This window comes from Gilliamella sp. B3482, assembly GCF_026536805.1.
Taxonomy (GTDB): Bacteria; Pseudomonadota; Gammaproteobacteria; order Enterobacterales; family Orbaceae; genus Gilliamella; species Gilliamella apicola_E.
In genome coordinates this window covers 586,950-610,196 of record NZ_JAFNNL010000001.1, presented here as the reverse complement: position 1 = coordinate 610,196, position 23,247 = coordinate 586,950, and the positions used below count along the sequence as shown (strand labels likewise).

Annotated in this window: 19 protein-coding genes; 9 read left to right on the top strand and 10 right to left on the bottom strand. The window is 33.8% G+C overall.

Going from position 1 to position 23,247, the window contains the following annotated elements; all coding sequences use genetic code 11:
• Nucleotides 1-38: 38 nt before the first annotated feature.
• Nucleotides 39-2,195: a primosomal protein N' gene (gene priA / locus J3U18_RS02765; RefSeq protein ID WP_267352853.1), complete on the bottom strand. Its 2,157-nt coding sequence runs from the start codon at nt 2,193-2,195 to the stop codon at nt 39-41.
• Nucleotides 2,196-2,383: 188 nt separating this feature from the next.
• On the opposite strand from priA, the gene moaC reads away from it, so the two are divergent.
• The 4 genes from moaC (at nt 2,384) to J3U18_RS02745 (ending at nt 5,574) form a co-directional block, all read left to right on the top strand.
• Nucleotides 2,384-2,869, top strand: coding sequence for a cyclic pyranopterin monophosphate synthase MoaC (moaC, locus tag J3U18_RS02760; RefSeq protein ID WP_267332302.1), 486 nt, complete (start codon nt 2,384-2,386; stop codon nt 2,867-2,869).
• Nucleotides 2,870-2,873: 4 nt separating this feature from the next.
• Nucleotides 2,874-3,119, top strand: coding sequence for a molybdopterin synthase sulfur carrier subunit (gene moaD, locus J3U18_RS02755; RefSeq protein ID WP_267352852.1), 246 nt, complete (start codon nt 2,874-2,876; stop codon nt 3,117-3,119).
• Nucleotides 3,120-3,123: 4 nt separating this feature from the next.
• Nucleotides 3,124-3,567, top strand: coding sequence for a molybdopterin synthase catalytic subunit MoaE (gene moaE, locus J3U18_RS02750; protein WP_267332304.1), 444 nt, complete (start codon nt 3,124-3,126; stop codon nt 3,565-3,567).
• Between the two features lie 192 nt (nt 3,568-3,759).
• On the top strand, nt 3,760-5,574 hold the full coding sequence (locus J3U18_RS02745) for a sulfatase-like hydrolase/transferase (protein WP_267352851.1): 1,815 nt from the start codon (nt 3,760-3,762) through the stop codon (nt 5,572-5,574).
• A 27-nt stretch (nt 5,575-5,601) separates the two neighbouring features.
• Here J3U18_RS02745 and sppA read toward each other — a convergent pair whose 3' ends face one another.
• The 6 genes from sppA to pcnB form a co-directional block, all read right to left on the bottom strand.
• Complete coding sequence (sppA, locus tag J3U18_RS02740; RefSeq protein WP_267352850.1) at nt 5,602-7,419, bottom strand: signal peptide peptidase SppA; 1,818 nt, start codon at nt 7,417-7,419, stop codon at nt 5,602-5,604.
• 32 nt (nt 7,420-7,451) lie between these two features.
• A complete protein-coding gene (apaH, locus tag J3U18_RS02735) occupies nt 7,452-8,264 on the bottom strand; it encodes a bis(5'-nucleosyl)-tetraphosphatase (symmetrical) ApaH (RefSeq protein ID WP_267352849.1) in 813 nt (270 codons plus the stop codon).
• A gap of 4 nt (nt 8,265-8,268) precedes the next feature.
• The gene (gene rsmA / locus J3U18_RS02730; RefSeq protein WP_267352848.1) at nt 8,269-9,066 is read right to left on the bottom strand and encodes a 16S rRNA (adenine(1518)-N(6)/adenine(1519)-N(6))-dimethyltransferase RsmA; all 798 of its coding nucleotides are present in this window, start codon (nt 9,064-9,066) and stop codon (nt 8,269-8,271) included.
• Nucleotides 9,059-10,372 (bottom strand): peptidylprolyl isomerase SurA, encoded by a 1,314-nt coding sequence (gene surA, locus J3U18_RS02725; protein WP_065562371.1) that lies wholly within the window; start codon nt 10,370-10,372, stop codon nt 9,059-9,061. Before surA ends, rsmA begins: the two co-directional genes overlap by 8 nt.
• 62 nt (nt 10,373-10,434) lie before the next feature.
• Nucleotides 10,435-12,822 (bottom strand): LPS assembly protein LptD, encoded by a 2,388-nt coding sequence (gene lptD, locus J3U18_RS02720; RefSeq protein WP_267352847.1) that lies wholly within the window; start codon nt 12,820-12,822, stop codon nt 10,435-10,437.
• 74 nt (nt 12,823-12,896) lie between these two features.
• Complete coding sequence (gene pcnB / locus J3U18_RS02715) at nt 12,897-14,198, bottom strand: polynucleotide adenylyltransferase PcnB (RefSeq protein WP_267352846.1); 1,302 nt, start codon at nt 14,196-14,198, stop codon at nt 12,897-12,899.
• Nucleotides 14,199-14,607: 409 nt separating this feature from the next.
• On the opposite strand from pcnB, the gene oxyR reads away from it, so the two are divergent.
• The 4 genes from oxyR (at nt 14,608) to J3U18_RS02695 (ending at nt 17,334) form a co-directional block, all read left to right on the top strand.
• Entirely contained in the window at nt 14,608-15,531 is a 924-nt protein-coding gene (oxyR, locus tag J3U18_RS02710) for a DNA-binding transcriptional regulator OxyR (protein ID WP_065562368.1), read from the top strand.
• 31 nt (nt 15,532-15,562) lie between these two features.
• Nucleotides 15,563-16,207: an HTH-type transcriptional repressor FabR gene (gene fabR, locus J3U18_RS02705; protein WP_220225155.1), complete on the top strand. Its 645-nt coding sequence runs from the start codon at nt 15,563-15,565 to the stop codon at nt 16,205-16,207.
• 99 nt (nt 16,208-16,306) lie between these two features.
• Nucleotides 16,307-16,741, top strand: a complete 435-nt coding sequence (locus J3U18_RS02700) for an alpha/beta hydrolase family protein (protein WP_267352845.1) — start codon at nt 16,307-16,309, stop codon at nt 16,739-16,741.
• Between the two features lie 32 nt (nt 16,742-16,773).
• Nucleotides 16,774-17,334 (top strand): alpha/beta hydrolase family protein, encoded by a 561-nt coding sequence (locus tag J3U18_RS02695; RefSeq protein ID WP_267352844.1) that lies wholly within the window; start codon nt 16,774-16,776, stop codon nt 17,332-17,334.
• Nucleotides 17,335-17,400: 66 nt separating this feature from the next.
• Here J3U18_RS02695 and pntB read toward each other — a convergent pair whose 3' ends face one another.
• Both pntB and pntA read right to left on the bottom strand, forming a co-directional pair.
• On the bottom strand, nt 17,401-18,795 hold the full coding sequence (gene pntB / locus J3U18_RS02690; RefSeq protein ID WP_267352843.1) for a Re/Si-specific NAD(P)(+) transhydrogenase subunit beta: 1,395 nt from the start codon (nt 18,793-18,795) through the stop codon (nt 17,401-17,403).
• A 15-nt stretch (nt 18,796-18,810) separates the two neighbouring features.
• Entirely contained in the window at nt 18,811-20,343 is a 1,533-nt protein-coding gene (gene pntA, locus J3U18_RS02685; RefSeq protein WP_065562365.1) for a Re/Si-specific NAD(P)(+) transhydrogenase subunit alpha, read from the bottom strand.
• 553 nt (nt 20,344-20,896) lie between these two features.
• On the opposite strand from pntA, the gene J3U18_RS02680 reads away from it, so the two are divergent.
• Nucleotides 20,897-22,285 (top strand): MFS transporter, encoded by a 1,389-nt coding sequence (locus J3U18_RS02680; RefSeq protein ID WP_267352842.1) that lies wholly within the window; start codon nt 20,897-20,899, stop codon nt 22,283-22,285.
• Nucleotides 22,286-22,334: 49 nt separating this feature from the next.
• Here J3U18_RS02680 and J3U18_RS02675 read toward each other — a convergent pair whose 3' ends face one another.
• Complete coding sequence (locus J3U18_RS02675; RefSeq protein ID WP_267352841.1) at nt 22,335-23,060, bottom strand: DUF4198 domain-containing protein; 726 nt, start codon at nt 23,058-23,060, stop codon at nt 22,335-22,337.
• Nucleotides 23,061-23,247: the final 187 nt, after the last annotated feature.

The following is a 23,247-nucleotide window of genomic DNA, read 5'->3' as shown; positions in this document are numbered from 1 at the left end:
TATCTTCCAATAGATAATCTATCTGTTGGAAGATATTTTTAATTATCAATTGGATCAACGTCAATACTCCATCTTACGTTTGATGCTTCACTCCACTGTTCAGTTATAAGATTATCTAATATTTGTTGTAATATTTGTCTGTTTGTATGTTGTAACAATAATTGCCAACGATTATAACCCGCTTTTTTAGGTTGACTAGCAGGCATTGGACCAAGTTGCCATAAGTTATGGTCATAATTAGACTTTAACCAATCATGGATACGCTGTAAAAATTTTGGTGCCTGTAAATTATTACGGTCAGCAGCACGAATTAACACCTGATAACTAAATGGTGGTAGTAAAGTTTGTTGACGTTCAATTAATGTTTGTTTTGCAAATGCCTGATAACCTTCATTTAATAAAGTATTTAATAAAGGGTGCTCTGGATGATAGGTTTGTAGAATTACTTCGCCAGCTTTTGTTTCACGACCAGCTCGGCCTGATACTTGAGTATAAATCTGAGCAAATCTTTCAGTTGCTCTGAAATCACTTGAAAATAAGGCGCCATCAACATCAATTATGCCAACTAACGTCACATCAGGAAAGTGATGACCTTTAGCCAAAATTTGTGTGCCGACTAAAATATGAGCTCCGCCTTTATGAATATCATTTAAATAGGTATTCAATGCTTCTTTTTTAGTTATCGTGTCGCGATCAATACGAGTAACTTTTATATTTGGGAACAAAATATTAAGTTGTTTTTCAAGTTGCTCCGTTCCAAATCCAATTGGTAGTAATTGGGTCGAACCACACTTAGGGCACTGTTTTGGCACTTCTCTTGGCGTATCACAATAATGACAAATCAGTTTATTCTGCTTTTTATGATAAGTATAAGAGCGATCACAACGTGGGCATTCCGCTATCCAACCACAATCATGGCAAATTATTAATGGTGCGAACCCTCTACGGTTAAGAAATAACATAACTTGGTTATTGTTATTTAAATGCGTTTTTATTTTTTCTATAAGAGGTTGAGATAAACCTGAAGCTAAAGCCATGCCGCGAATATCTAAAATAGATTGTTTGGCTAATTGGGCGTTACCCGCTCTTTGAGTAAGCTTGAGCTGCTGGTACTTATGAGTTTGTGCATTATTAATCGATTCAAGAGAAGGCGTTGCGGAACCTAAAACTATAGGTATATTTTCAATTCTAGCTCGGATAATTGCTAGATCTCTAGCATTATAACGCCATCCTTCCTGTTGTTTGTAAGAACTATCATGTTCTTCGTCGATAATAATGATACCTAAATCTTTAAAGGGAGTAAAAAGCGAAGAACGAGTACCTACGACAATGGCATTTTCACCCTCTTTACTTCTTAACCAAACATCTAAACGTTCCTTGTCTGTTAAGCCTGAATGTAAAATATCAATCGGGGCATTAAAGCGCTGTTTAAAACGCTTTATTGTTTGAGGTGTTAAACCAATTTCAGGAACTAAAACTAAAGCTTGCTTACCTTGTGATAAAACATCTGTAATTATATTTAAATAAACTTCAGTCTTTCCTGAACCAGTTATACCATCAAGCAAAAATACACCAAATTGTTTATTCTGTTTATTAATAGTCTCTATGGCATTAGATTGTTCATCATTTAATTGGATCGATGTTGGGTTGGTCGAGTATTGCCAGCAAATATTGTCAGGTTGTTGATAAACTAATTCTATAAGCTGTTTTTTTTGTAATTCTTGATATAAATTTGAACTAAATTCGTCTTCATTTAAACAGTTGTTTCTAAGTGAAGATAATAATAACTTTTGTTTTGGTGTACGTGATAATAAGTTTAAATCAATTTGTTGCCCTAAAGGTGTTAATTGCCACTGTTTTATATCATCCTTGATAGCTTGACGACCTTGCCTTAATAGAACTGGCATGGCATGAAATATGACTTCGCCAATTGGAAAGTGATAATAACTTGTTGCCCAATTCAATAACTGCCAAATTGGTTGAGGAAAGGGGTTTTTGGTATCAATAATTGCGGTAATTGATTTTAAATTTTCGCTATCAAAGGTCGATTGCTGATCAATTTTAATGATTATTCCAATCATTTCCCTTTTACCAAAAGGCACTCTAACCCGCGCACCAATTTCAGCAGGTACTGTTAGTTTGTAATCAAACAGTCGATAAAGGGGTACCGGTAAGGCTACATGGGCAATCAGCATTAACAATCACTATTATTAAAAATTGATATTGTACGCAGATTTTATTTAACTCGCAAAAGTTACATAGAGAAATTAATTATTTTTGAGTTAACTATCTAAAAACTTTATTTATATGATAGTAGTATCCATAAACAAAATTTGTTATCTTGAACGGCAAGTTAAAGCATAATATTTAAAGGTCGTTAAAAATGTCAGCATCATTTTCACACATTAATCAACATGGTGATGCACATATGGTTGATGTTTCTGAAAAAAAGTTAACTTTACGAGAAGCTCGAGCCGAGTCAATAGTATTAATGAATGCTGAAACATTTAACCTAATTATTGAAGGGAAACATTATAAAGGTGATGTTTTTGCAACTGCAAGAATTGCCGGTATTCAAGCGGCTAAACGAACATGGGATTTGATTCCACTTTGTCATCCACTACTTCTAAGTAAAATTGAAGTCAATATCGAACCTGTATTTGAAAATCACAGCATTAGGATTGAAACAATTTGTCGGCTAAGGGGCCAAACAGGTGTCGAAATGGAGGCCTTAGTTGCTGCTTCAGTTGCTGCATTAACGATATATGATATGTGTAAAGCTAATCAAAAAGATATGGTTATTAATCAAGTTCGGTTGCTGAATAAAATTGGTGGTAAATCGGGCGAATTTAATGCGGCAGAGCAGTGATACTATGAACAAAATTATTTTTTTTGCACAAATTAGAGAATTAATTGGGGTTGAAAAACTTGAATTATCAGTAGAGCAAATGTCAATAAATCAACTTTTAGATCACCTTAGTTTGCGTGGTGATAAGTGGGTATTAGCTTTAAAAGAAAAAACAGTATTATGTGCAGTTAATCACACTTTAGTTGACTATGACTATGTCATTCAAAAGGGTGATGAAATTGCTTTTTTCCCTCCAGTTACAGGTGGTTAACAGCGTGAACATTATTCAAGTTAACCAATCTCCCATTGATGTGAATTCATTAATAACTTGGCTTTATCAATCGCCTATAGATGGTGCTGTAGTGACTTTTATGGGTAAGGTGCGTAGTTTTGAAAACCAAGTCATAAGTTTAACGTTAGAGCATTATGCAGAAATGACTGAAAAGGTGCTTTGCAATATTATTAATCAAGCCAGAGATAGATGGTCGATTAATCGTGTTGCAATAGTCCATCGTGTCGGTCAAATTTATGCAAATGAAGGTATTGTTTTTGTTGGTGTTAGTGCAGCACACCGCAGTGATGCTTTTGCTTCTGCGGAGTTTATTATGGATGTACTAAAAAATGAGGCTCCATTTTGGAAGAAGGAACAGACCTCTAGTGGCGAAAATTGGGTAGAAGCCAAGCAATCGGATATAAATGCATTGAAGAAATGGTATTAATATTTATTTAGTCTATAATAGATTTCATCATCAAAATGTCTTCAGAGGCTCAAAAAAGAGCCTTTTTTGTTAAGCTTATATTAATCTCTTCATATTTATCTTTTTTTGTTAAAAATTTTGAGGAAAGTACTAATTTTAAGTAGAAAAATCGCTATTATTAAAAATTTTTAATCCTATTGCTCGTGGAGCTATATGAAAAAACTCTATTCGTTCGTATTAATAAATATTTTTATTTCGTCTATCATTACTATCCGATATTTTTGGGTGCCTGGTTCATCGTTTAGTTGGGATGGAAGCTTTTTTTCTCTATTTGCCGTGTTAGGCCATTTTTTCTCTGTTTATTTATTACTTTTTATTTTATGTTTTCCGTTTATTTGGGTGAAGAGAACGTTAAGTAATATTTGTTTAGCTGCTTTATTTAGTTTGTTACAGATTGTGCTGTATGTTGATACTATTGTTTTTCAACAGTATCGATTTCATATCAATGAATCTGTGCTATCAATGGTTTTCTCGGGGCAAGTTGTCGATTTTTCAACGATCACTTATGTTTTGATGTTTTTGTTAATATTAGTATCTTTTGGAGCAGAATATTTAATTCTTTATTTGTTAGATAAAAAATTTAGCCAAAAACGTTCAAGAATATTAATCGTATCGACAGTATTTCTCTTCGGTTGTTTTTTTATTAGTCATTTAATCCATATGGTTGCGTTTTATTATGCCTATTCCCCCATCATGATTGTTAAAGAATATATTCCATTATATCGTCCATTTACCTCGAAAAAGATAATGGGATTGTTTGATAAATCAGGGCAACGTAAGACACTTATAGAAAAGGAGAACCAACACGCAACTATCTATTATCCTAAAAATGAGCTGATGATTAACCCTCATAATACGACAACACCCAATATTATGTTTATTGTCTTAGATTCTTGGCGTTATGATACTTTTAGTCAAGAAATTTCACCCAATACTTACCATTTTGTGAAACAGAATAATGGAATAATTTTTAATAATCATTACTCAACAGGGAATGCAACTCGAACTGGTATTTTTGGACTTTTTTATGGTATCCCCGGCACGTATTGGGATGCTTTTTTAAGAAATAGAGTTCCCTCGTTATTCGTAACAACATTGCAAAAAGAAAATTATAATATAGGTATATTTACTTCAGCCAAAGTTACTGCGCCAGAATTCGATCGTACGGCATTTTTAACCATTAAAAACTTAAGAATTAGTAGTAAAGATGGATCTGCATCGAGTCGAGATAAACAGTTAACTGATGATTGGCTAAACTGGTATAAGAGTAGAGATACATCTAAACCAAGTTTTTCATTTTTATTTTTTGATGCACCACATGCTTATGATTTTCCTAATTATTTTGAAGTTAAATTCAACCCAATTGGCGAGCTAAATTATATGGCATTAAGCAATGATACAGATCCTGTTCCCATTTTTAATCGTTATAAACAAAGTGTCAACTATGATGATTATTTGCTTCAAAAGGTCTATGATGAACTTGAACGATCAGGCTCGCTAGATAATACGTTAATCTTTATAACCGGTGACCATTCACAAGAAATGAATGACAATAAACTGGGTTTTTGGGGGCATAATGGTAACTATACTGATGCTCAAACTAAAGTACCTTTTATCATAGTTGGAGCAAAAGATCTTAAATATATTACAGATAATATAAATAAATTTACCAGCCATGAAGATGTCGTTCCAACAATAATGCGACATTATTTGCATGTGGAAAATGATATTTCAGATTATTCGACAGGTTATGATTTATTTAACCCAATAATCGATCGAGATTGGCTATTAATGTCAAATTATAGTTCTTATGCAGTTCGGACCACAGACAACATCTATTTTGTTAATCGTCTTGGTATAAGCCACTATTTTGATTGCCATAATAATCAGGTCGATAAGACACCTGATTATAAAACGATCCAGTCGGCAATGAATAATATGCGTTATTTTTTCCAGGCACAAAAATAAAAAAATCCACCGTAAGGTGGATTTTTATTATCGAACATCAGCACAGTTTAGACAGTAGATATAACGGTTTTGTGAATCTTGGAACTTATCCCATAGTGAAACTTGCTGCTTGATTTGTTTTACTTCTGGGATATGCTCAAAAAATACCTCTGCTGTTGATTTTGGCATAATAGCAAGCATATCTGAGTAAAGTGCATTGAACCAGCTTCCTTCAGCCTTTTGCCAATCTATTTTATAATTAGAAATATTGGCTAATGTTGCAGCCATGTCAACCGCATCGTCAAAATCCCCTAATTTATCCACTAAGCCATTTTTACTTCCTTCGGAGCCGAGCCAAACTTGCCCTTGAGCTATATGATCTACTTGTTCTGGCGTCATATTACGAGCTTTTGCTACCAAAGAGATGAAATTCAAGTAACCATTATCAATATTCAGTTGAATGAATTGATTCATTTCATCGGATAAATTTTGAGTTAGGCTGTTATTTGCCAATGGTGAGGTTGAAACCCCATCGTTATAAACACCAATATGAGAAAGTGAGTTTTCAAAGGTTGGTACAATGCCAAAAATACCTATAGAACCTGTAATCGTATTCGGACTAGCGATAATATAATCAGATGCAGTTGATATCCAGTATCCTCCGGAAGCAGCCATTCCGCCCATAGAAACAACAACCGGGATTTGGTAACGACGTAAAGTTTCTAGTTCACTGCGAATTGCTTCTGAAGCTTCGACACTTCCTCCTGGACTATTTACTCTGAGTACGACAGCCTGTATGTTATTATTTTGTAATTTATTACGAATATCTCTTAATTGTTTAACAATATCTTGGCTACCAGCTACATTACTGCTATTTGCGCCGTTAGTAATAGTTCCATTCACAAAAATAATAGCTATTTTGGGTTCTTTATTTGATTCTTCAGCATCTTCCTTAAGTCTATAATCATAGATACTGACTTTTTGCTTTATTTTATGTTCAAGTTCAAAATCAAATTCATCACTTATAGCATCAATTAAACCGTTTGCTAAAGCGTATTGGGCCATATTACCATTAGCAGATTTTAGTTCTGATAACATTTTACCAGTTGGGGGAACTAGTTGTGTTGGTGCTTTTTTGCGTTCTGCAGAAATGTCATTAAGGTAGTTATTCCACATTAAGTTTAACCATCGAGATGTGTTACTTCTTGCTTCTTCTGACATATTATCTCTGATAAATGGCTCAATAGCTGATTTATAAGTTCCTACACGAAAAACATGAGTATTAATCTTTAAGTTGTCTAGTAATGTTTTGTAGTACAAATTATTGGCGGATAATCCAAAAACATTAACTGCACCTAATGGAGTTAAATAGATTTTATTAGCATAAGTGGCCAAATAATATTGGCTTTGATTGAAGCTTGAACCGATAGCGTAAATAGGCTTATTTGCCTCTTTGAATTTGTTTAAATATTTACCAAGATATTGCAAAGAACTTAAGTCTGCTCCGACAAAGTTGTCCAATTTTAGGACTATGCTATTTATATTAGGATCTGATGTAGCTTGTGATATTTTTTGCACTAAATCGAATAAACTATTTTCGCGTGATAGATTTACTCTTTTACCATATAATTTATTTTGTATTTCATACAATTCATCACTATAAAGCGAGTTGTCGACAATAACGCCTTCAAGATTTATAACTAATGTGCCATATTGAGGAATGATGTCTTGCTTTTGTGATTCTTTAAATAATGCAATACCACTAAAGATCAATAGGATTATGATTAAGAAAATTAGGTTAAGAAATATTTCTCTAATTAAATTGATACCTTTCCATATTGCTTTTATAACAGTTAGTACAGACATAATAAAATAACCCTTTAATTATTCTTTTATTTTTAATTTTTCATGTTTTTCTTTTTGAAATATTTTTTATCTTCAAATCGTAAACATGTTAATTTGCCACCCCAACAGCACCCTGTATCGAGTGCGTAAATATTTTCAGGTGTTCCTTTTCCATTCAATGCTGCCCAATGACCAAAAGCAATACTATATTCTGATGGGATTTTACTTGGTAATGAAAACCATGGTTTAAGTTTCGATGGAGCCTCATCTGGTTGATCTTTACAATAAAAATCAAGCCGTCCATCTTCGTAACAGTAACGCATTCTTGTTAAAGCATTAGCAATGAAGCGTAATCGATCTAACCCTTGTAATTCATATGACCATTCATCAGGAAAGTTACCATACATTTTGTCAAGAAAGAGGGGATATGAGTCACTACTTAAAACCTGATGAAGATCATTAGCACATTTTTTCAATGTTTCAAGACCCCATTGTGGAGATATTCCGGCATGAGTCATAATAAGTTTTAATTTTTCATCTATTTGAATTAATGGTTGTTTACGCAACCAATTCATTAGTTCGTCGAAATCATCAGCGTGGATGAGTTCGTCAAGATTATCCTTCTTTTTTGATGGTGTAACATTGGCGTAAATTGATAGTAAATGTAAGTCGTGGTTACCTAAAACTAATCTTATTTGTTCGCTGTTTTGTTTTACAAATCTAAGAACTTCAAGTGATTTTGGTCCTCTAGCAACTAAATCTCCAGTAAGCCATAAGGTATCTGATGATGAAAAATCAGCTTTCTCTAATAGTCGCATAAACTCATCATAACAGCCGTGAATATCACCAATTATTAGATTTGCCATAAGGTTATTTCCAAGCGTTTGCTAATAGACAATATTGTTGTACTGTCAAATTTTCCGCACGTAAATTCGGGTCAATACCTAATTCATCTATTTGCTCACTGTTAAATAAATTACTTAAGCTATTACGAATTGTTTTACGTCTTTGGTTAAAAGCTTCGGTAGTAATACGTGATAGTACTTTAATATCATTAACTAAATAGGGCTTTTCTTTGTAAGGTATTAGTTTAACTACAGCTGAATCAACTTTAGGTGCTGGTTTAAAAGCTGTAGGTGGTACTTCTAAAACAGGGATGATTTGGCAGTAGTATTGTGCCATAACACTCAATCGACCATAACTTTTGCTGTTAGGTGCAGCAACTAAACGAGTAATAACCTCTTTTTGCAGCATAAAATGCATATCAGTAATGATTGGTGCATATTCGAATAAGTGAAACATCAATGGTGTTGAAATATTATAAGGTAAATTACCAAAAACTCTCAGAGGTTGACCTAATGTATCGGACAATTTGTTGAAATCAAAATTCAGTGCGTCTTGTTCAATCACACTGATTTTATTTTGTAAAAAAGGATTTTCAACTAATCGGCTAGCTAAATCTCTATCAATCTCAATAACAGTTAAATGATCTACCAATTTACTTACAGGTACTGTCAATGCGGCAAGCCCTGGTCCTATTTCAACTAGTGCTTCTCCTTTCTTAGGTTGTATGGCTGCCACAATACTTTCAATAATATAATTATCATGTAGAAAGTTTTGACCAAATCGTTTACGGGCAAAATGACCTTGATGAACACGATTATTCATTCTTACCTTCACCTGTAATTTTGATATATGCATCACCTTTTAACTCTTGAATCCAAACTTGTGCTTCTTCAGCAAATTTTCTATTGAAAATCATACGATAAGCTTGATCTTTTTTAACTAAGTTTGTACCGTCAGTTTGTCTGGTATCAATTAGTTGGATTATATGCCAACCATAAGATGATTTTATTGGTTGGCTGATTTCACCCTTTTTCAATTGTGATAATGCAGTCCTGAAACCTTCATCATAAACTTCTGGCCTATTCCATCCTAAATTACCACCACTATCTTTTGAACCTGTGTCTTCTGAGTTAGCTTTTGCTGCTGCAGCAAAAGTTGTTGCTCCGCTGGTAATGGCTTTGCGAATGTTAATTAATTTTTGTTTAGCCACCTGATCGGTAACTAATACGTTGGTTTTAATTAAAATATGACGAGCATTAACTTCTTGAAGTGTAATTTTTTGTGGTGTTTCAGAACGGTTATCGTCAACTTTTAATATGTGAATCCCAACTCCAGAGCGAATTGGGCCTATAATACTTCCTTTTGGCGCTCGAATTAGTCGTTCCTCAAAAATAGTAGGTAACTCATTTAACTTTTTCCAGCCCATTGATCCACCTTTTAAAGCAAGATCATCATTTGAGTATGACGCGGCTAATTTAGCAAAATTTTCTCCTTTTTTTGCACGATTGATGATGTCCATCGCTTTATTGGTAGCACTATCAACTTGTTGTTTAGACGCTTTTTCTGGAATAGTAATTAGAATATGACTAATTTTAACATCAATATTGTTAGTTGGTTGGTTAGCTATTGTTTTGGTTAAATGTTCTACTTCTCTGTTAGAGACTTTGATTCTAGGTCGAACTTCATGCAAGCGCGCTTGTTCTATTAGCATATCAGTATGAATACGATCACGATAAGTGCTATAGCTCATGCCCATAGTTGATAATCTGCTTCTTAGTTGATCTATTGTCATACCATTTTCAGCAGCTATTCTATCGATTGCGGCGGTAACTTCATCATCACTAATAGTAATTTTTGCTTTAGCCGCTCTTTGTAAAATTAATTTTTCAACAACAAGGCGATCAATAATTTGTTTTCTAAGTATTTTATCATTAGGTAAAGATTTAGGATCGGCGCTCGCTTTAATCGTTTTGAGCATGTCACTAACATCACTTTCTAAAATGACGTTGTTATTCACAACAGCTGCAACCTGTTCTACCACTTTGGGAGCTGCATTTGCTGAAAAAGGTGTAAAGAGCACTAAATTAACACTCAAGTTTAATGCAATAAAAAGTTTTAATAATTTCATATTTACTCAACTCATTATGTTGTTGCGGTATTAAATTTACCACAATAAATTTATTAGTATGTTTATTCAAATGTTGTTGTATAAGGTAATTTACCAAAGTTTAACATTTTGGCTTGCGTGTCACGATTACTTCCTAAACCTTTAAGTTCAAAGTTAATTGACAGTTTGTTTTTGTATTTACTTATATGTTCTGTGTTATCCCAGTCGGTCAATTTGCGTCCATATTGTACGGTTACTCCCCAACAGCAGTCGCTATAATTTACCCCAATAAAACTGTCTGAAATTTGTTTTTGCTTAATATCATAATAATAAGATCCCACCGCACTCACTTTTTCAGATAGTGGCCAACTAACCATAATGCCTGCTTGAGAGAGATCTTGTTTATAACCTTTATATGCGGAATACTTATACCTGTCATCTACAGTGTCAATATAGTTACGATTGGCATAACGATAAGATAATTGAATTAATTTGTCACCCGATGGTCGATATTCAAACGTTGTATTGGCTAGCGAAATAGTATCAATACGGGTGTCGTATTGAATCCCGCTTCGGAAAATAATATCGTCACTAATTCGCCAGAAATTATCTGTTGCCCAAGTGACACTACCTGTATCAGAATTTTTATCTAATTCATTATTGTGATCACCGGTTTTAGATTTTGTAAAATAGGTAATTTGCCCTAAGGACATATTAAATTTTTCAACTTTGTTACTATCATAAAAACGTGTAGTTACACCCGTTGAAAGTTTATTTGTTGATGCAATACGGTCTAAACCACTATATGTTTGATCTCTAAATAAACCAATGTAATCAGCTTGTAAGAGTGTGGAATCGTAATTTCCAATATTTGATTGGTTACGATAAGGGTTATAAGTATATTTCACTCTAGGTTCGAGTGTTTGGCTATACCCATCGATTAGATCAAAGTCTCGTTCAAAAATTACTTTACCATCAATACTAAATTTAGGTATAAAACGATTTACAGTACGATCTAACTTTATCCCTTCTTTTATGTGTTCAAGATTATTATTATATTTAAATATGTTTTTCTGGTTGTAATGAGTTGCCATAAAACCAGTTTCTGCAGATAAATTTGCCCAAGAATTTGAAACTGTATAATTAATAGTTGGTTCTATATGGACTCGCCAAGCTTCGGGTTCATTATCTGTTGAATTTATAAAATGAGAAAGTTGTGAAAAAGTCTTAAATTTTAATGGCCCCAGCTCGTAGTTATAATAGTTGATATCTAATTGAGGCTGAGTTTGGTAAAGAATATCATAGTGAAATGGTTGAAAATGTTTGTAACCTAAAGCAACATCCCAATTTTCATCATTGTATGCTAATTTATAAAACTGAGTCAGATATCCAGCTGTTTGAGATGCATATTTAGAACTGAGATCTGTTAAATATTGATTGTCACTGACTCGTGTAGTATCAGCTATAAAACGCCAATTGTAGTTAATTAATTCGTCGTTTTTCCAATAGAATAACCATCGATTACGATTGTTATCGTATCTGTTGCCATTTGTTGATTTTTTTCTATCGTCACTGTATTGATTATCATGCTGTAACCAGTCAAAAGCGAAAGTCCCTAATCCTAATTGATTTAAGTAGCGAAACTCAGTTTGTAACTGTACACCACGGTGTTGTAGTATTCGTGGTGTTATAGTTGCATCATAATTTGGAGCAATGTTCCAATAATACGGTAATGAAAAATCGATACCATCAACACTATCGTAACCAAAATTAGGAATTAACAATCCTGATCGTCTTTTATTGCCTGTAGGCAATTGTAAATAAGGTGAGTAAAGAACAGGTACTTTCTCTATTCTAAATACCGCATTCCAAACTTCCAACAACTGTTCTTCATTATCGTGAATAATTGTTGAACCTGTAATATTCCAAGCACTATCTCCTACAGGACAGGAAGTAAAACTACCATTTTTAAGAATTACATAGCGATTCTTTTCAAGTTTGATCTCATCGGCTTCACCTCGTCCAAGTCTATTAACTAATTGATACTCACTTGGATTTATATTCGCATCATTGCTATTTAGATTCATTGATGCGTGGTTACCTTTGGTTTGTATCATATTATCTTGATAAGTGATATCACCATCGAGTGTAACCATCCGATTATTTGCATCTTTTGAGTCAACCGTCACTTTATCAGCTAAAACTGTACGATTGCCTTGCTCTACATAAACACGACCTTTGTAAATAGCTAAATTAGGATAAAGTCCTTCAAACTCATCTGCTTCTGCATTAATAGGTAATGTATTTATATCTCCATTAACAATTGGTCGCTCAAATTTAGGTACACCAACAAGACACTGCGGATTAGTAGTGTCATTTTTTGGTAAATCTATTGCATAACTTGGGCTGCTATAATTGTACAAAGAAAATGTTACAGCTATAGCAATACGAGAAAGCGATAATTTTTTCATTAATGATTAGAATATGATTATGATTATTTTAATTGAAACATTATAGCGGTTATTTATAAAAGTGCGAATGAAAATTAACGTTTAGTCCGTCGTTTATTCGTTTTACCAAGTTGTCTTACCATGACTATTTTCTTTTCAGTCGATACTTGTTGAAATTCATCCCACCACTTAGCTAAATCTAAAAGCTCACCTTTTTCGATAGAAGCTCGCATTTCTAATAGATCATAAGCTGCTCGGAACTTTTGATGCTCTAAGATGACAAATGCACGTTTTCCTTCTCGTTTTTTCATTCTTAATTGTAATCGCCACATATCACCCATAACCGCTGTCAAACGTCTTGGTATAGCGATAATACGGCATTGTTCATTTAGTACATCATTAATTGCCATAGAAAAAGAATCGTAATATTGCAAACCGCTCTCAATACAGTTTAATTGAGTTTGTTCTATAATTGGATACCAAAAAAATGCTGCATATAAAAAAGCAGGGTTAATGCGTTGCTCATTTGCTATACGGTAATCAGTATTTTTTAACACTTGAGCAATCATTTTTTCCATATTTCCTTCATGGTCATGTGTAAATAAACGTTGAACCACAGGAAACAACTGTTTAAATAAATGAAACTGCTTTAATAATATATAAGTCTCGTAACCATATCCTGATTGCAATAATTTCAATGATTCATCAAAAAGACGGGCAGAAGGAATATTATTTAATAATGGAGCCAGTTTTTTTATTGGTTCAGCAGTAGCTGGGTCAATTTTCATGTTAAGTTTTGCTGCAAAACGGATTGTCCTTAACATTCTTACTGGATCTTCACGATACCTTGTTTGTGGATCACCAATTAATCGAATAATGCCATTTTGTAAATCTTTTAGTCCACCACAATAATCACGAATTGTATAATCTTTGACGCTATAATAAAGCGCATTCATAGTGAAATCACGACGAACGGCATCTTGCTCTATCGTTCCATAGACATTATCTCTTAATAACATACCTGCTTGTGATCGTTTTGATATGTTCTTTTGTTCACTCTGATCATCATGATCACCTCGGAACGTTGCAACCTCAATTATCTCTTTTCCAAACATAATATGAGCTAAGCGAAAGCGTTTACCTATCAAGCGGCAATTTCGAAAAATCTTTTGAATTTGTTCTGGTGTAGCATTTGTCGCAATATCGAAATCTTTTGGTTTTTTACCTAATAGAAGGTCGCGAATACAACCACCTACGAGATAGGCTTCATATCCTTGTTTATTCAATCGATAAAGTACTTTCAACGCATTTTCGCTTATATTCTTACGAGAAATATTATGCTCATTACGTGAGATGGAAATATAATGCGACTCTTGTCGCTCTTTGTGATGGAACATTTTACGATAAAAGCGAGAAACTTGTTTAAAAATAGCGCACCTCGAATTAATAATGGTCTATACTAAAATATAGCGCGCGATTATATCGCAATTAAATCTAACTTTCCATTTTTCTTGAAATAGTTATACCAAGCAAAATAAAGGAAATTTCTTTATATTAATTAAATATTTTATTTGATTTTTTGAACATAATTATCAACAATAGTAATTTATATAGTACAATTAGTTAGATTATTTTTTAACTTAATAAAAATTAATTCAAAATAGATTATCTTATTTATTTTATTAATGACTAATTGATTTTATTAAACTTATACTCTTTTAAAAAAGATTTTTGATAAAAATAATTATTAATTTGGTTTACAATTAAGAGTATAAAAATATTAACTGATAACTTATTGGGGACTCTATGAATATTCGAGATTTGGAATATTTTGTATCATTAGCTGAATTCCGGCACTTTCGTAAAGCAGCTGATGCTTGTAATGTTAGTCAACCAACACTAAGTGGTCAAATCAGAAAACTTGAAGACGAATTAGGCGTAATGTTACTTGAACGTACTAGTCGTAAAGTGTTATTTACTCAAACTGGCATGATGCTTGTTGAGCAAGCTAAAGAAATTTTACGTAATATACAGATTTTAAAAGAGATGGCTAGTCGTCAGGGGGAAGAGATGGCTGGTCCTATGCATATTGGATTAATTCCGACTATCGCTCCATATTTATTACCACATGTGATTACCGTATTACATGAATCCTTTCCTCAACTAGAACTTTATTTACATGAAGCGCAAACTGCCAATATTGTTGCTCAACTTGAAAGTGGAAAATTGGATTGTGCTATTATCGCTCAAGTAAAAGAAACCGCACAATTTATTGAACTACCTTTATTCAATGAACCTATGTTTTTAGCCGTTCCTGCAAATGATGAATTAGCTAGTAAACAGACAGTTAAGCTTTCTAGTCTGAAAGGGAAGAAATTTTTAATGTTGGAGGATGGTCATTGTCTACGCGAACATGCTATGGGGTATTGTTTTCAGGTAGGAATTGATGAAGATAAACAATTTAAAGCGACGAGTTTAGAAACATTGCGTAGTATGATATCAGCAGGACGTGGAATTACTTTATTTCCAGAGTTAGCGGCTCCAAATGAACGTACTCGTGATAATATTTGCTATATTCCATGTACTGATCCTGTCCCAACACGAAGCATCGCTTTAATTTATCGACCTGGTTCTCCATTACGTTCTCGTTATGAAACTATCGCTAAAACTATTCGTGACCATATGCCAAAAGTCTTTGCTGAAAAAGAACGACTGTTAGGCCAGAAATAATTTATATTTCTTATAGCGCAGAATTTAAAAAATGAAAAATGTTAAAACCTGTGGAGTTAGAGCGCAGCAAAAGGAGAGAACTCGTCGAAGTTTAATTGATGCTGCATTTCATCAACTCAACGCGGAACAAGGTTTTGCAAGTTTAAGTCTGCGCGAAGTTTCCCGTGAGGCAGGTATAGCTGCTACATCATTTTATCGCCATTTTCGTGATATGGATGAGTTAGGTTTAGCGATGGTTGATGAGAGCGGTTTAACTCTTCGTCAATTATTGCGCCAAGCTCGAAAACGTATTGAAAAGGGAGGGAGTGTTCTTCGAACTTCGGTAACCACCTTTATTGAATTTATTGATAAAAACCCTAAAGTATTTTTATTGTTGCTCAGAGAAAAAGCCGGGACTTCTTCAGCATTCAGATCGGCAATTGCACGCGAAATTCAGCACTTTATTGTGGAGCTTGTTGATTATTTAGACAATGCCAATCAAATGCCACATCATTATAATGAAGCTCAAGCCGAAGCAATGGTGACTATCGCATTTAATGCTGGCGCGGAAGCAATTGATTTCGACATAGTACAACGCCAAAAACTAATTGAAGATCTTATATTTCAACTTCGTATGGTTTCTCGTGGCGCTTATTACCTTTATCATAAAGAAAAAATCAAAAATAATAATGAATAATTATTGTAAGTTGAAATCGTTATTTTAACTCACTATTATCAAAACCTATCTTATTGATTAATATTATTTATATAATGCAGTTATATAGGGAATAAGTTAATGGCTAAAGTGTACTATCTGTTTTTTTTCATATATTCAATTTCATTTTTTGGTTATGCAGATTCAAATGTTGGATTTAGGGAAATCCATTATGGAGAAGAAGATGGTAGACCTCTTAACATTGCAATATGGTATCCAACTACTAATCAACAGAAAACAGTATTTATAGGCGATAATGTAGTTTTTAATGGTTCTGAAGTTGTCCCTAACGCAATACCTATCAATGATTCCAGGAAACTTCCGTTAATCGTTGTTTCTCATGGTTACGGTGGTAGCTGGCAAAATTTAAGTTGGCTTGCCTATGAACTTGCAGGTAAGGGATATATTATTGCAGCGCCAAATCATCCAGGAACAACTTTTTTTAATAAAGATATTAATCAATCAAGAAAATTATGGCTACGTCCTGAAGACCTAAGTAAAACTATTGATATTTAAAAGAAGATAAGCTATTAGCTAACCATATTGATATGAATAAAATATCAGCCATTGGGCATTCCCTTGGCGGTTGGACCGTAATAGCGCTTGCTGGTGCAAGATTTGATATTGATCTATTTAAAGAAGATTGTACTGAAAATTCACAATTGAAAGCTTGCCAATTAGTAAATGAACTAGGTCTTGATAACCCAAAATTAACTCAAAGTATGTTAGATTCAAAAATAAAATCATTTATCTCTTTAGATGCAGGGTTAGTCAGAGGTTTTACTCCCGAAAGTCTGAAAAATATTAATATTCCCTCTTTGATTATTGGAGCTGGTGTTGATGTTGGTGACATGAATGTAGAACTTGAATCAGGCTATTTAAGACGGTTTCTTTTAAAATCATTATCTACTTATACTGTTATACCAGATGCGATGCATTTTAGTTTTATACAAGTTTGTAAACCACAGGCGATAGAAATATTAGAGCAAGAAGCTAAAGGCGAAAGTATCATTTGTAAAGATGGCGGGGAACGAACCAGAACCGAAATTCATGATGAAATAATTAATCAAATTACTACTTTTTTAGATCAAAAAAATTTAAACCCTTAATATCTTATAAAAATACTGCGGCTAAAGCCGCAGTAATATTTTGTATCTACTAAAGACTAACCGTCATTAAAGATTTTGTAAAACTTTTTCAACACTATCTTTGGCATCACCAAATAGCATATAACTATTTTCTTTAAAGAATAGTGGATTTTGAACACCTGCATATCCGGTATTCATTGAGCGTTTGGATATAATAACAGTTTTTGCTTTCCAAACTTCAAGAACAGGCATACCTGCGATAGGGCTATTTGGATCTTCTTCTGCCGCTGGGTTAACTGTATCATTTGCACCAATTACCCAAACAACATCTGTATCAGGGAAGTCATCATTGATTTCATCCATTTCTAATACAATATCGTAAGGTACTTTTGCTTCGGCTAATAATACATTCATATGACCAGGTAAACGTCCTGCAACTGGGTGAATACCAAATCGGACTTCTATACCCATACCACGTAGTTTTTCAGTAATATTGCTTACCGCACCTTGTGCTTGAGCAACGGCCATACCATAACCCGGTACGATAATAACTGAACGTGCTTCTTTTAATGTTTGAGCAACTTCTGCTGGCTGCATTTCACGGTATTCACCTTGTTCTTCTTCTGAAGAGCTTGATGCGCTACCATCGCTACCAAAACCACCGGCAATGACGCTGATGAATGAGCGATTCATTGCTTTACACATGATGTAAGAAAGAATTGCCCCTGAAGAACCAACTAAAGCACCGGTTACAATAAGTAAATCATTACCTAACATAAATCCTGCTGCAGCTGCTGCCCATCCAGAATATGAGTTAAGCATTGAAATAACTACTGGCATGTCTGCACCACCAATTGATGCCACAAGATGGAAGCCAAATACTAATGCGATGATAGTCATAACAAGTAGACTAACAAGTGCGCCTGCGCCACTTTTCACGCCAATAAAAGTAAACATCAAAATTACTGAAACAACGATTGCCGCTAAGTTCCAGTAGTGTTTATAAGGAATAGAAAGTGGTTTAGAGCTAATGCGGCCATTTAGTTTTCCAAATGCAACGACTGAGCCAGAAAAAGTAACTGCACCAATAAAGATACCAATAAAAATTTCTACTAAATGTACAGTAAGTTCACTGCCACTGAAAACCATAATATTAGAATCTAAGAAGCTATTGAAACCAACGAGAACTGCAGCCATACCAACAAAACTGTGGAGTAGTGCAACAAGCTCTGGCATTTGTGTCATTTCTACTTTTTTAGCAAGATAAAGACCAATAGCTGCACCAATGACCATAGCAATAATGATCCAGTGTAGTCCGCCTTTAATACTTGCAATAGCAGCAATAAGTGCAATTACCATACCAACCATGCCATAAATGTTTCCAGATTTGGCTGATTCTTGATTTGATAGTCCTCGTAAACTAAATATAAAAAGTAATGCAGCAAGAACATAGGCTGCTTGAATTATTCCATGACTAAACATTATCAATAATCTCCTTTACTTGCCACGTTGAAACATTTTTAGCATTCTTTGTGTAACAAAAAATCCACCAAAAATATTGATACTAGCAATTAAAATAGCAACAAAGGCAATTGCCGTAGTTAAGCCATTATCATCACCGACTTGCAGTATTGCACCTACTAATATGATACCAGAGATAGCATTAGTAACTGACATTAATGGTGTATGTAATGAATGAGTTACATTCCATACTACGTAATACCCTACTACACAAGACAAAGCAAATACAGTGAAGTGTCCTAAAAAGGTTTCAGGAACCACATTAGCTAACCAGAAATAAGCAATAATCAATAAAGCTAAAATACCAAATTTTTTTGCAGGTTGCATTGGTGTGGGTTCTGGTTTGGCGATAGGTTCAACCGCTTTTTTCTGTGGTTGTGCAGAAACTTGAATTGGTGGAGCTGGCCATGTTATTTCTTTATCTTTAACGACAGTTACGCCACGAATCACAACATCGTCAAAATTAATGTCGATGTTACCATCTTTTTCTTTGGCGAGTAATTTTAATAAGTTAACAATGTTAGTTCCATATAGTTGTGATGCTTGTGCCGGCATTCGGTTAGCTAAATCTGTGTAACCAACTATTTTAACATTATTATCTGTTTCGAATACTTCACCCGGTTTGGTTAATTCGCAGTTACCACCAGTTAAGGCTGCTAAATCAACAATAACACTACCTGGTTTCATTGACTCAACCATCTCTTTAGAGATAAGTTTTGGCGCAGGTTTACCTGGAATTAATGCTGTAGTGATAATAATATCAACATCTTTTGCTTGTTCAGCAAATAAAGCCATTTCAGCTTCAATAAAGGCTGCAGACATTTGTTTTGCGTAGCCATCTCCAGAACCAGCTTCCTCTTCGAAATCTAATTCTAAAAAGTCAGCACCCATACTATTGATTTGTTCAGCAACTTCTGGACGTGTATCAAATGCACGAACAATAGCACCTAAACTAACTGCTGCACCAATTGCTGCAAGACCAGCAACACCAGCTCCAATTACCAATACTTTTGCTGGTGGTACTTTACCTGCAGCAGTGACTTGACCGGTAAAAAATCGACCAAATTGGTTCGCAGCTTCAATAACAGAGCGATAACCTGCAATGTTAGACATAGAACTTAATGCATCTAGTGATTGAGCTCGTGAAATACGAGGCACACAATCCATTGCCATTACAGTAATATTTTTAGTGGCAAGTTTTTCTAAAAGATCTTTATGTTGAGCTGGATAAATATAGCTAATGAGTGTTAATCCCTCTTTCATCAGAGCGATTTCATCATCAGTTGGCGCGTGAAATTTTAAAATAAGATCATTTTGCCAAATATCCTTTGTGTTTTGAATAGTGGCCCCAGCATCAATAAAAGCTTGGTCTTCAAAATGAGCAGCGTGTCCAGCACCTTGTTCTACTGAAACTGTAAATCCAAGTTTTAATAGTTGTCCAACAGTTTGAGGTGTTGCTGCAACCCTAGCTTCATTGGCTAACCGTTCTTTTGGTATACCGATATGCATTACGTTACATCCTTATGTTAAAAAAGATTATTCATGTCTCCCGATTTTAGCACAAATTAGCGACAGTGCGAGTAGGTAATTTATTTTTTATTATCGAAATCTTAATATTAAATTTAATAATAAGTGGATTTTAAATCTGAGAATTGAAATTAGAATATTTCTCTTGTAATCAGTGTGAATAGTTTGTTTTAAAAGTGAACTATCTTAATCGCCATTAAGAACACCTCTGTTTGCCAAAAATTGTTTTTTCTACCTATGGTTAATTATTAATTAGATATTTCAATTGGTGTGTGATTTATCAGATTAGGTTTTGCAATTATCTGATAATTCAAGGTTAATTTGAACTTTAGTTAATATTTCATAGTCAGATGAAAACATCTACGACAGCATGATCTCTGATAATAACCTTTTATTGGTTTTATACGTGAGAAAATAAAATTATTGATATTTAATTATATATCAAATAGATACAAATAAAGAATCATCTCATTTGAGTATAGTTACTAATGATATTCAAATGCCGATCAATTAAAACATTTAATGAGGTAAATATATGGCAGATCTAAGCCAGAAAAAAAATAATATCTTGGCTTTAATGGTTGCTTTGCTTGCTGCATGTGTTGCTTTCCAACTTAATGCAAGCATGTTAAGCCCAGTGTTAGTTACTATAGCGAAAGAATTAGGAACTAATGATGCAGCTGTCGGACTATCTCAAACTTCTTTTTTTACAGCAGCTGCACTATTTTCACTATTCTTGCCCCGATTAAGTGATATAAAAGGGAGAAAAAAAGTATTAACAGCCATGTTGATTATAATGACTTTAGGTACAGTCATTGCTGCTATTGCGCCGAATATTGAGGTTTTGTATGTTGCTCGCATTATTCAAGGTGTATCAGGGCCAGTGGTTCCATTATGTTTGTTAATGTTAAGTTTTGAAGTAAAAGACGTTAAGCAATATGGTATGTTAATGGGTATCATAACAGCAGTAAATGGTGGTATTGCTGGTGTTGATGCTATTGCGGGAGGTTTACTTGCTACGCATTTTGGCTTCCGGTCTGTATTTTGGATTATAGCTATTGTTGCAGCAATTTCGACTTTTTTTGTTCATCGTTTTGCGTTAGAATCTCAGCCCTCTAAAAGTACCAAGATGGATTGGTTAGGCGTTTTGTTAATTGTTTTAACAATAGCTGCGTTATTACTTGCACTTAATGAAGCCGGTAAACTTGACAATGCTAATTGGCTGATTGTTAGTGGTTTAAGTTTATTGGCTTTTTTATGTTTTATTTTATTTTGGAATGTAGAAAAAAGAAGTAAGCAACCTTTAGTCACAATCAATCATTTGAAAAAGCGTGCCACCTGGGCGTTGTTATTAACAACCACATTAACCATGACTGGGATCTTTGCCATCGTTAATGGTTTAGTGATGTCAATTGCCCAAAATCATGAAATAGGTTTGGGGTTAGACGCCGATTGGGCATCATTAATTTTTCTCACACCTTATGCTTTAATTGGTTGGTTTGTTGGGCCATTTTCAGGAAGATTGGCACCAATAATGGGTTATAATAAAGTGCTCAAATTAGGTTTAGTAGGTTGTATTATTGGTATTTTAGTTATTATGTTTTATGGCATTCATTCTTTACCTATTTTATCGGTTGGCGTGATTGTTTTAGGTATTTTTTATGCTGGAATGGCTAATATCATTTTAAATGGATTAGGTATCGTCTTATCTCCTACTGATAATCCAGGATTTTTACCTGGTATGAATGCAGGGGCATTTAATTTAGGTGCTGGTTTGAGTTTTGCTTTATTGCCAGCAATTCAGATGATAAATGGAGACACAATTGATGGTTACTTTAATGGTATGTTGTTAGGTTTAATCATTACGATTTTAGCTCTATTTTGTAGTTTTCTTATACCGCGTCCGATTAGTGCTGAAGTTTAAAAAGATAATTATAAAAAACGGGATAATGATCCCGTTTTTTATATATAAATTAATCTTCTTCAGGAATTAATGTAAAAACTAATGTAGTAAAAAATTTGTCTTGGGTAGCTAGTTGATTATCTTTAAGCGGGAAACCAATTTCAACACCTATAACGTTTAAACCTTGATTTGGCACAATAATAGTAGCCTGGCCTCTATCATCAGTTTTCACTGTTTTGTCTAAATTATTTACAACATCGATGATGACAGGTGTATTGGTTAGTGGTTTACCATCTTTGAAAACGGTTATCGGTAAATTGTCGCCTCGTTTTAATTTTGTTGGGTCAATAGAAGGAACAATTTGTAGTGGAATATCTTCTATTATTTTGGGTTTGATAACGGATGATAAATAGTTGACACTATATTTTATGGCATGAGTGCCCTTATCTGCACCTTTTACTTGATTCATTGGCAAATTAACGTATTTACCATCCGAATTTTTGGTCCAATAACCATAATCAAAATCAACTGTTACTACAGCTGTATCTTTTGCAGGTTCGATGGTCACAAAGTTATTATGTGCTGTTTTTGAAACGGGTAGTACCGACCAATCACTATTATAAGCTTTAACTTTTTTCACCATTTCAGGTTGATAACCATTATCTAAAGGTCCTTCACCTAAAATAATCTGCTTTTGATCGACTCGATCAGTAATCCATATACCATGAGCTGTCACGGATTGTGAAATTAAACCCATTAAAGTCCCCAATAAAACTGATAATAATACTTTACGCATAGATACCTCAATATTTTAAATGAAAACGATAATTATTATCATTTTTATATTTATATAAGTCAATTTAAATATAAAGTTAATTGGCTAATAAATTGGTCTTTTTTGTCTTGGTAACAAGTTTATTTAAGAAAATTAAATATTGGTTATCACATCTAATAATAAATCCTAAACTTAGCTATTTTTAACT

Excerpts from the sequence above, each read along its gene's own strand:
- priA (WP_267352853.1), bottom strand. The coding sequence starts at position 2,195 with ATGCTGATTGCCCATGTAGCCTTACCGGTACCCCTTTATCGACTGTTT.
- moaC (WP_267332302.1), top strand. The coding sequence starts at position 2,384 with ATGTCAGCATCATTTTCACACATTAATCAACATGGTGATGCACATATG.
- moaD (WP_267352852.1), top strand. The coding sequence starts at position 2,874 with ATGAACAAAATTATTTTTTTTGCACAAATTAGAGAATTAATTGGGGTT.
- J3U18_RS02745 (WP_267352851.1), top strand. The coding sequence starts at position 3,760 with ATGAAAAAACTCTATTCGTTCGTATTAATAAATATTTTTATTTCGTCT.
- sppA (WP_267352850.1), bottom strand. The coding sequence starts at position 7,419 with ATGTCTGTACTAACTGTTATAAAAGCAATATGGAAAGGTATCAATTTA.
- apaH (WP_267352849.1), bottom strand. The coding sequence starts at position 8,264 with ATGGCAAATCTAATAATTGGTGATATTCACGGCTGTTATGATGAGTTT.
- rsmA (WP_267352848.1), bottom strand. The coding sequence starts at position 9,066 with ATGAATAATCGTGTTCATCAAGGTCATTTTGCCCGTAAACGATTTGGT.
- surA (WP_065562371.1), bottom strand. The coding sequence starts at position 10,372 with ATGAAATTATTAAAACTTTTTATTGCATTAAACTTGAGTGTTAATTTA.
- lptD (WP_267352847.1), bottom strand. The coding sequence starts at position 12,822 with ATGAAAAAATTATCGCTTTCTCGTATTGCTATAGCTGTAACATTTTCT.
- pcnB (WP_267352846.1), bottom strand. The coding sequence starts at position 14,198 with ATGTTCCATCACAAAGAGCGACAAGAGTCGCATTATATTTCCATCTCA.
- oxyR (WP_065562368.1), top strand. The coding sequence starts at position 14,608 with ATGAATATTCGAGATTTGGAATATTTTGTATCATTAGCTGAATTCCGG.
- fabR (WP_220225155.1), top strand. The coding sequence starts at position 15,563 with ATGAAAAATGTTAAAACCTGTGGAGTTAGAGCGCAGCAAAAGGAGAGA.
- J3U18_RS02700 (WP_267352845.1), top strand. The coding sequence starts at position 16,307 with ATGGCTAAAGTGTACTATCTGTTTTTTTTCATATATTCAATTTCATTT.
- J3U18_RS02695 (WP_267352844.1), top strand. The coding sequence starts at position 16,774 with ATGAATAAAATATCAGCCATTGGGCATTCCCTTGGCGGTTGGACCGTA.
- pntB (WP_267352843.1), bottom strand. The coding sequence starts at position 18,795 with ATGTTTAGTCATGGAATAATTCAAGCAGCCTATGTTCTTGCTGCATTA.
- pntA (WP_065562365.1), bottom strand. The coding sequence starts at position 20,343 with ATGCATATCGGTATACCAAAAGAACGGTTAGCCAATGAAGCTAGGGTT.
- J3U18_RS02680 (WP_267352842.1), top strand. The coding sequence starts at position 20,897 with ATGGCAGATCTAAGCCAGAAAAAAAATAATATCTTGGCTTTAATGGTT.
- J3U18_RS02675 (WP_267352841.1), bottom strand. The coding sequence starts at position 23,060 with ATGCGTAAAGTATTATTATCAGTTTTATTGGGGACTTTAATGGGTTTA.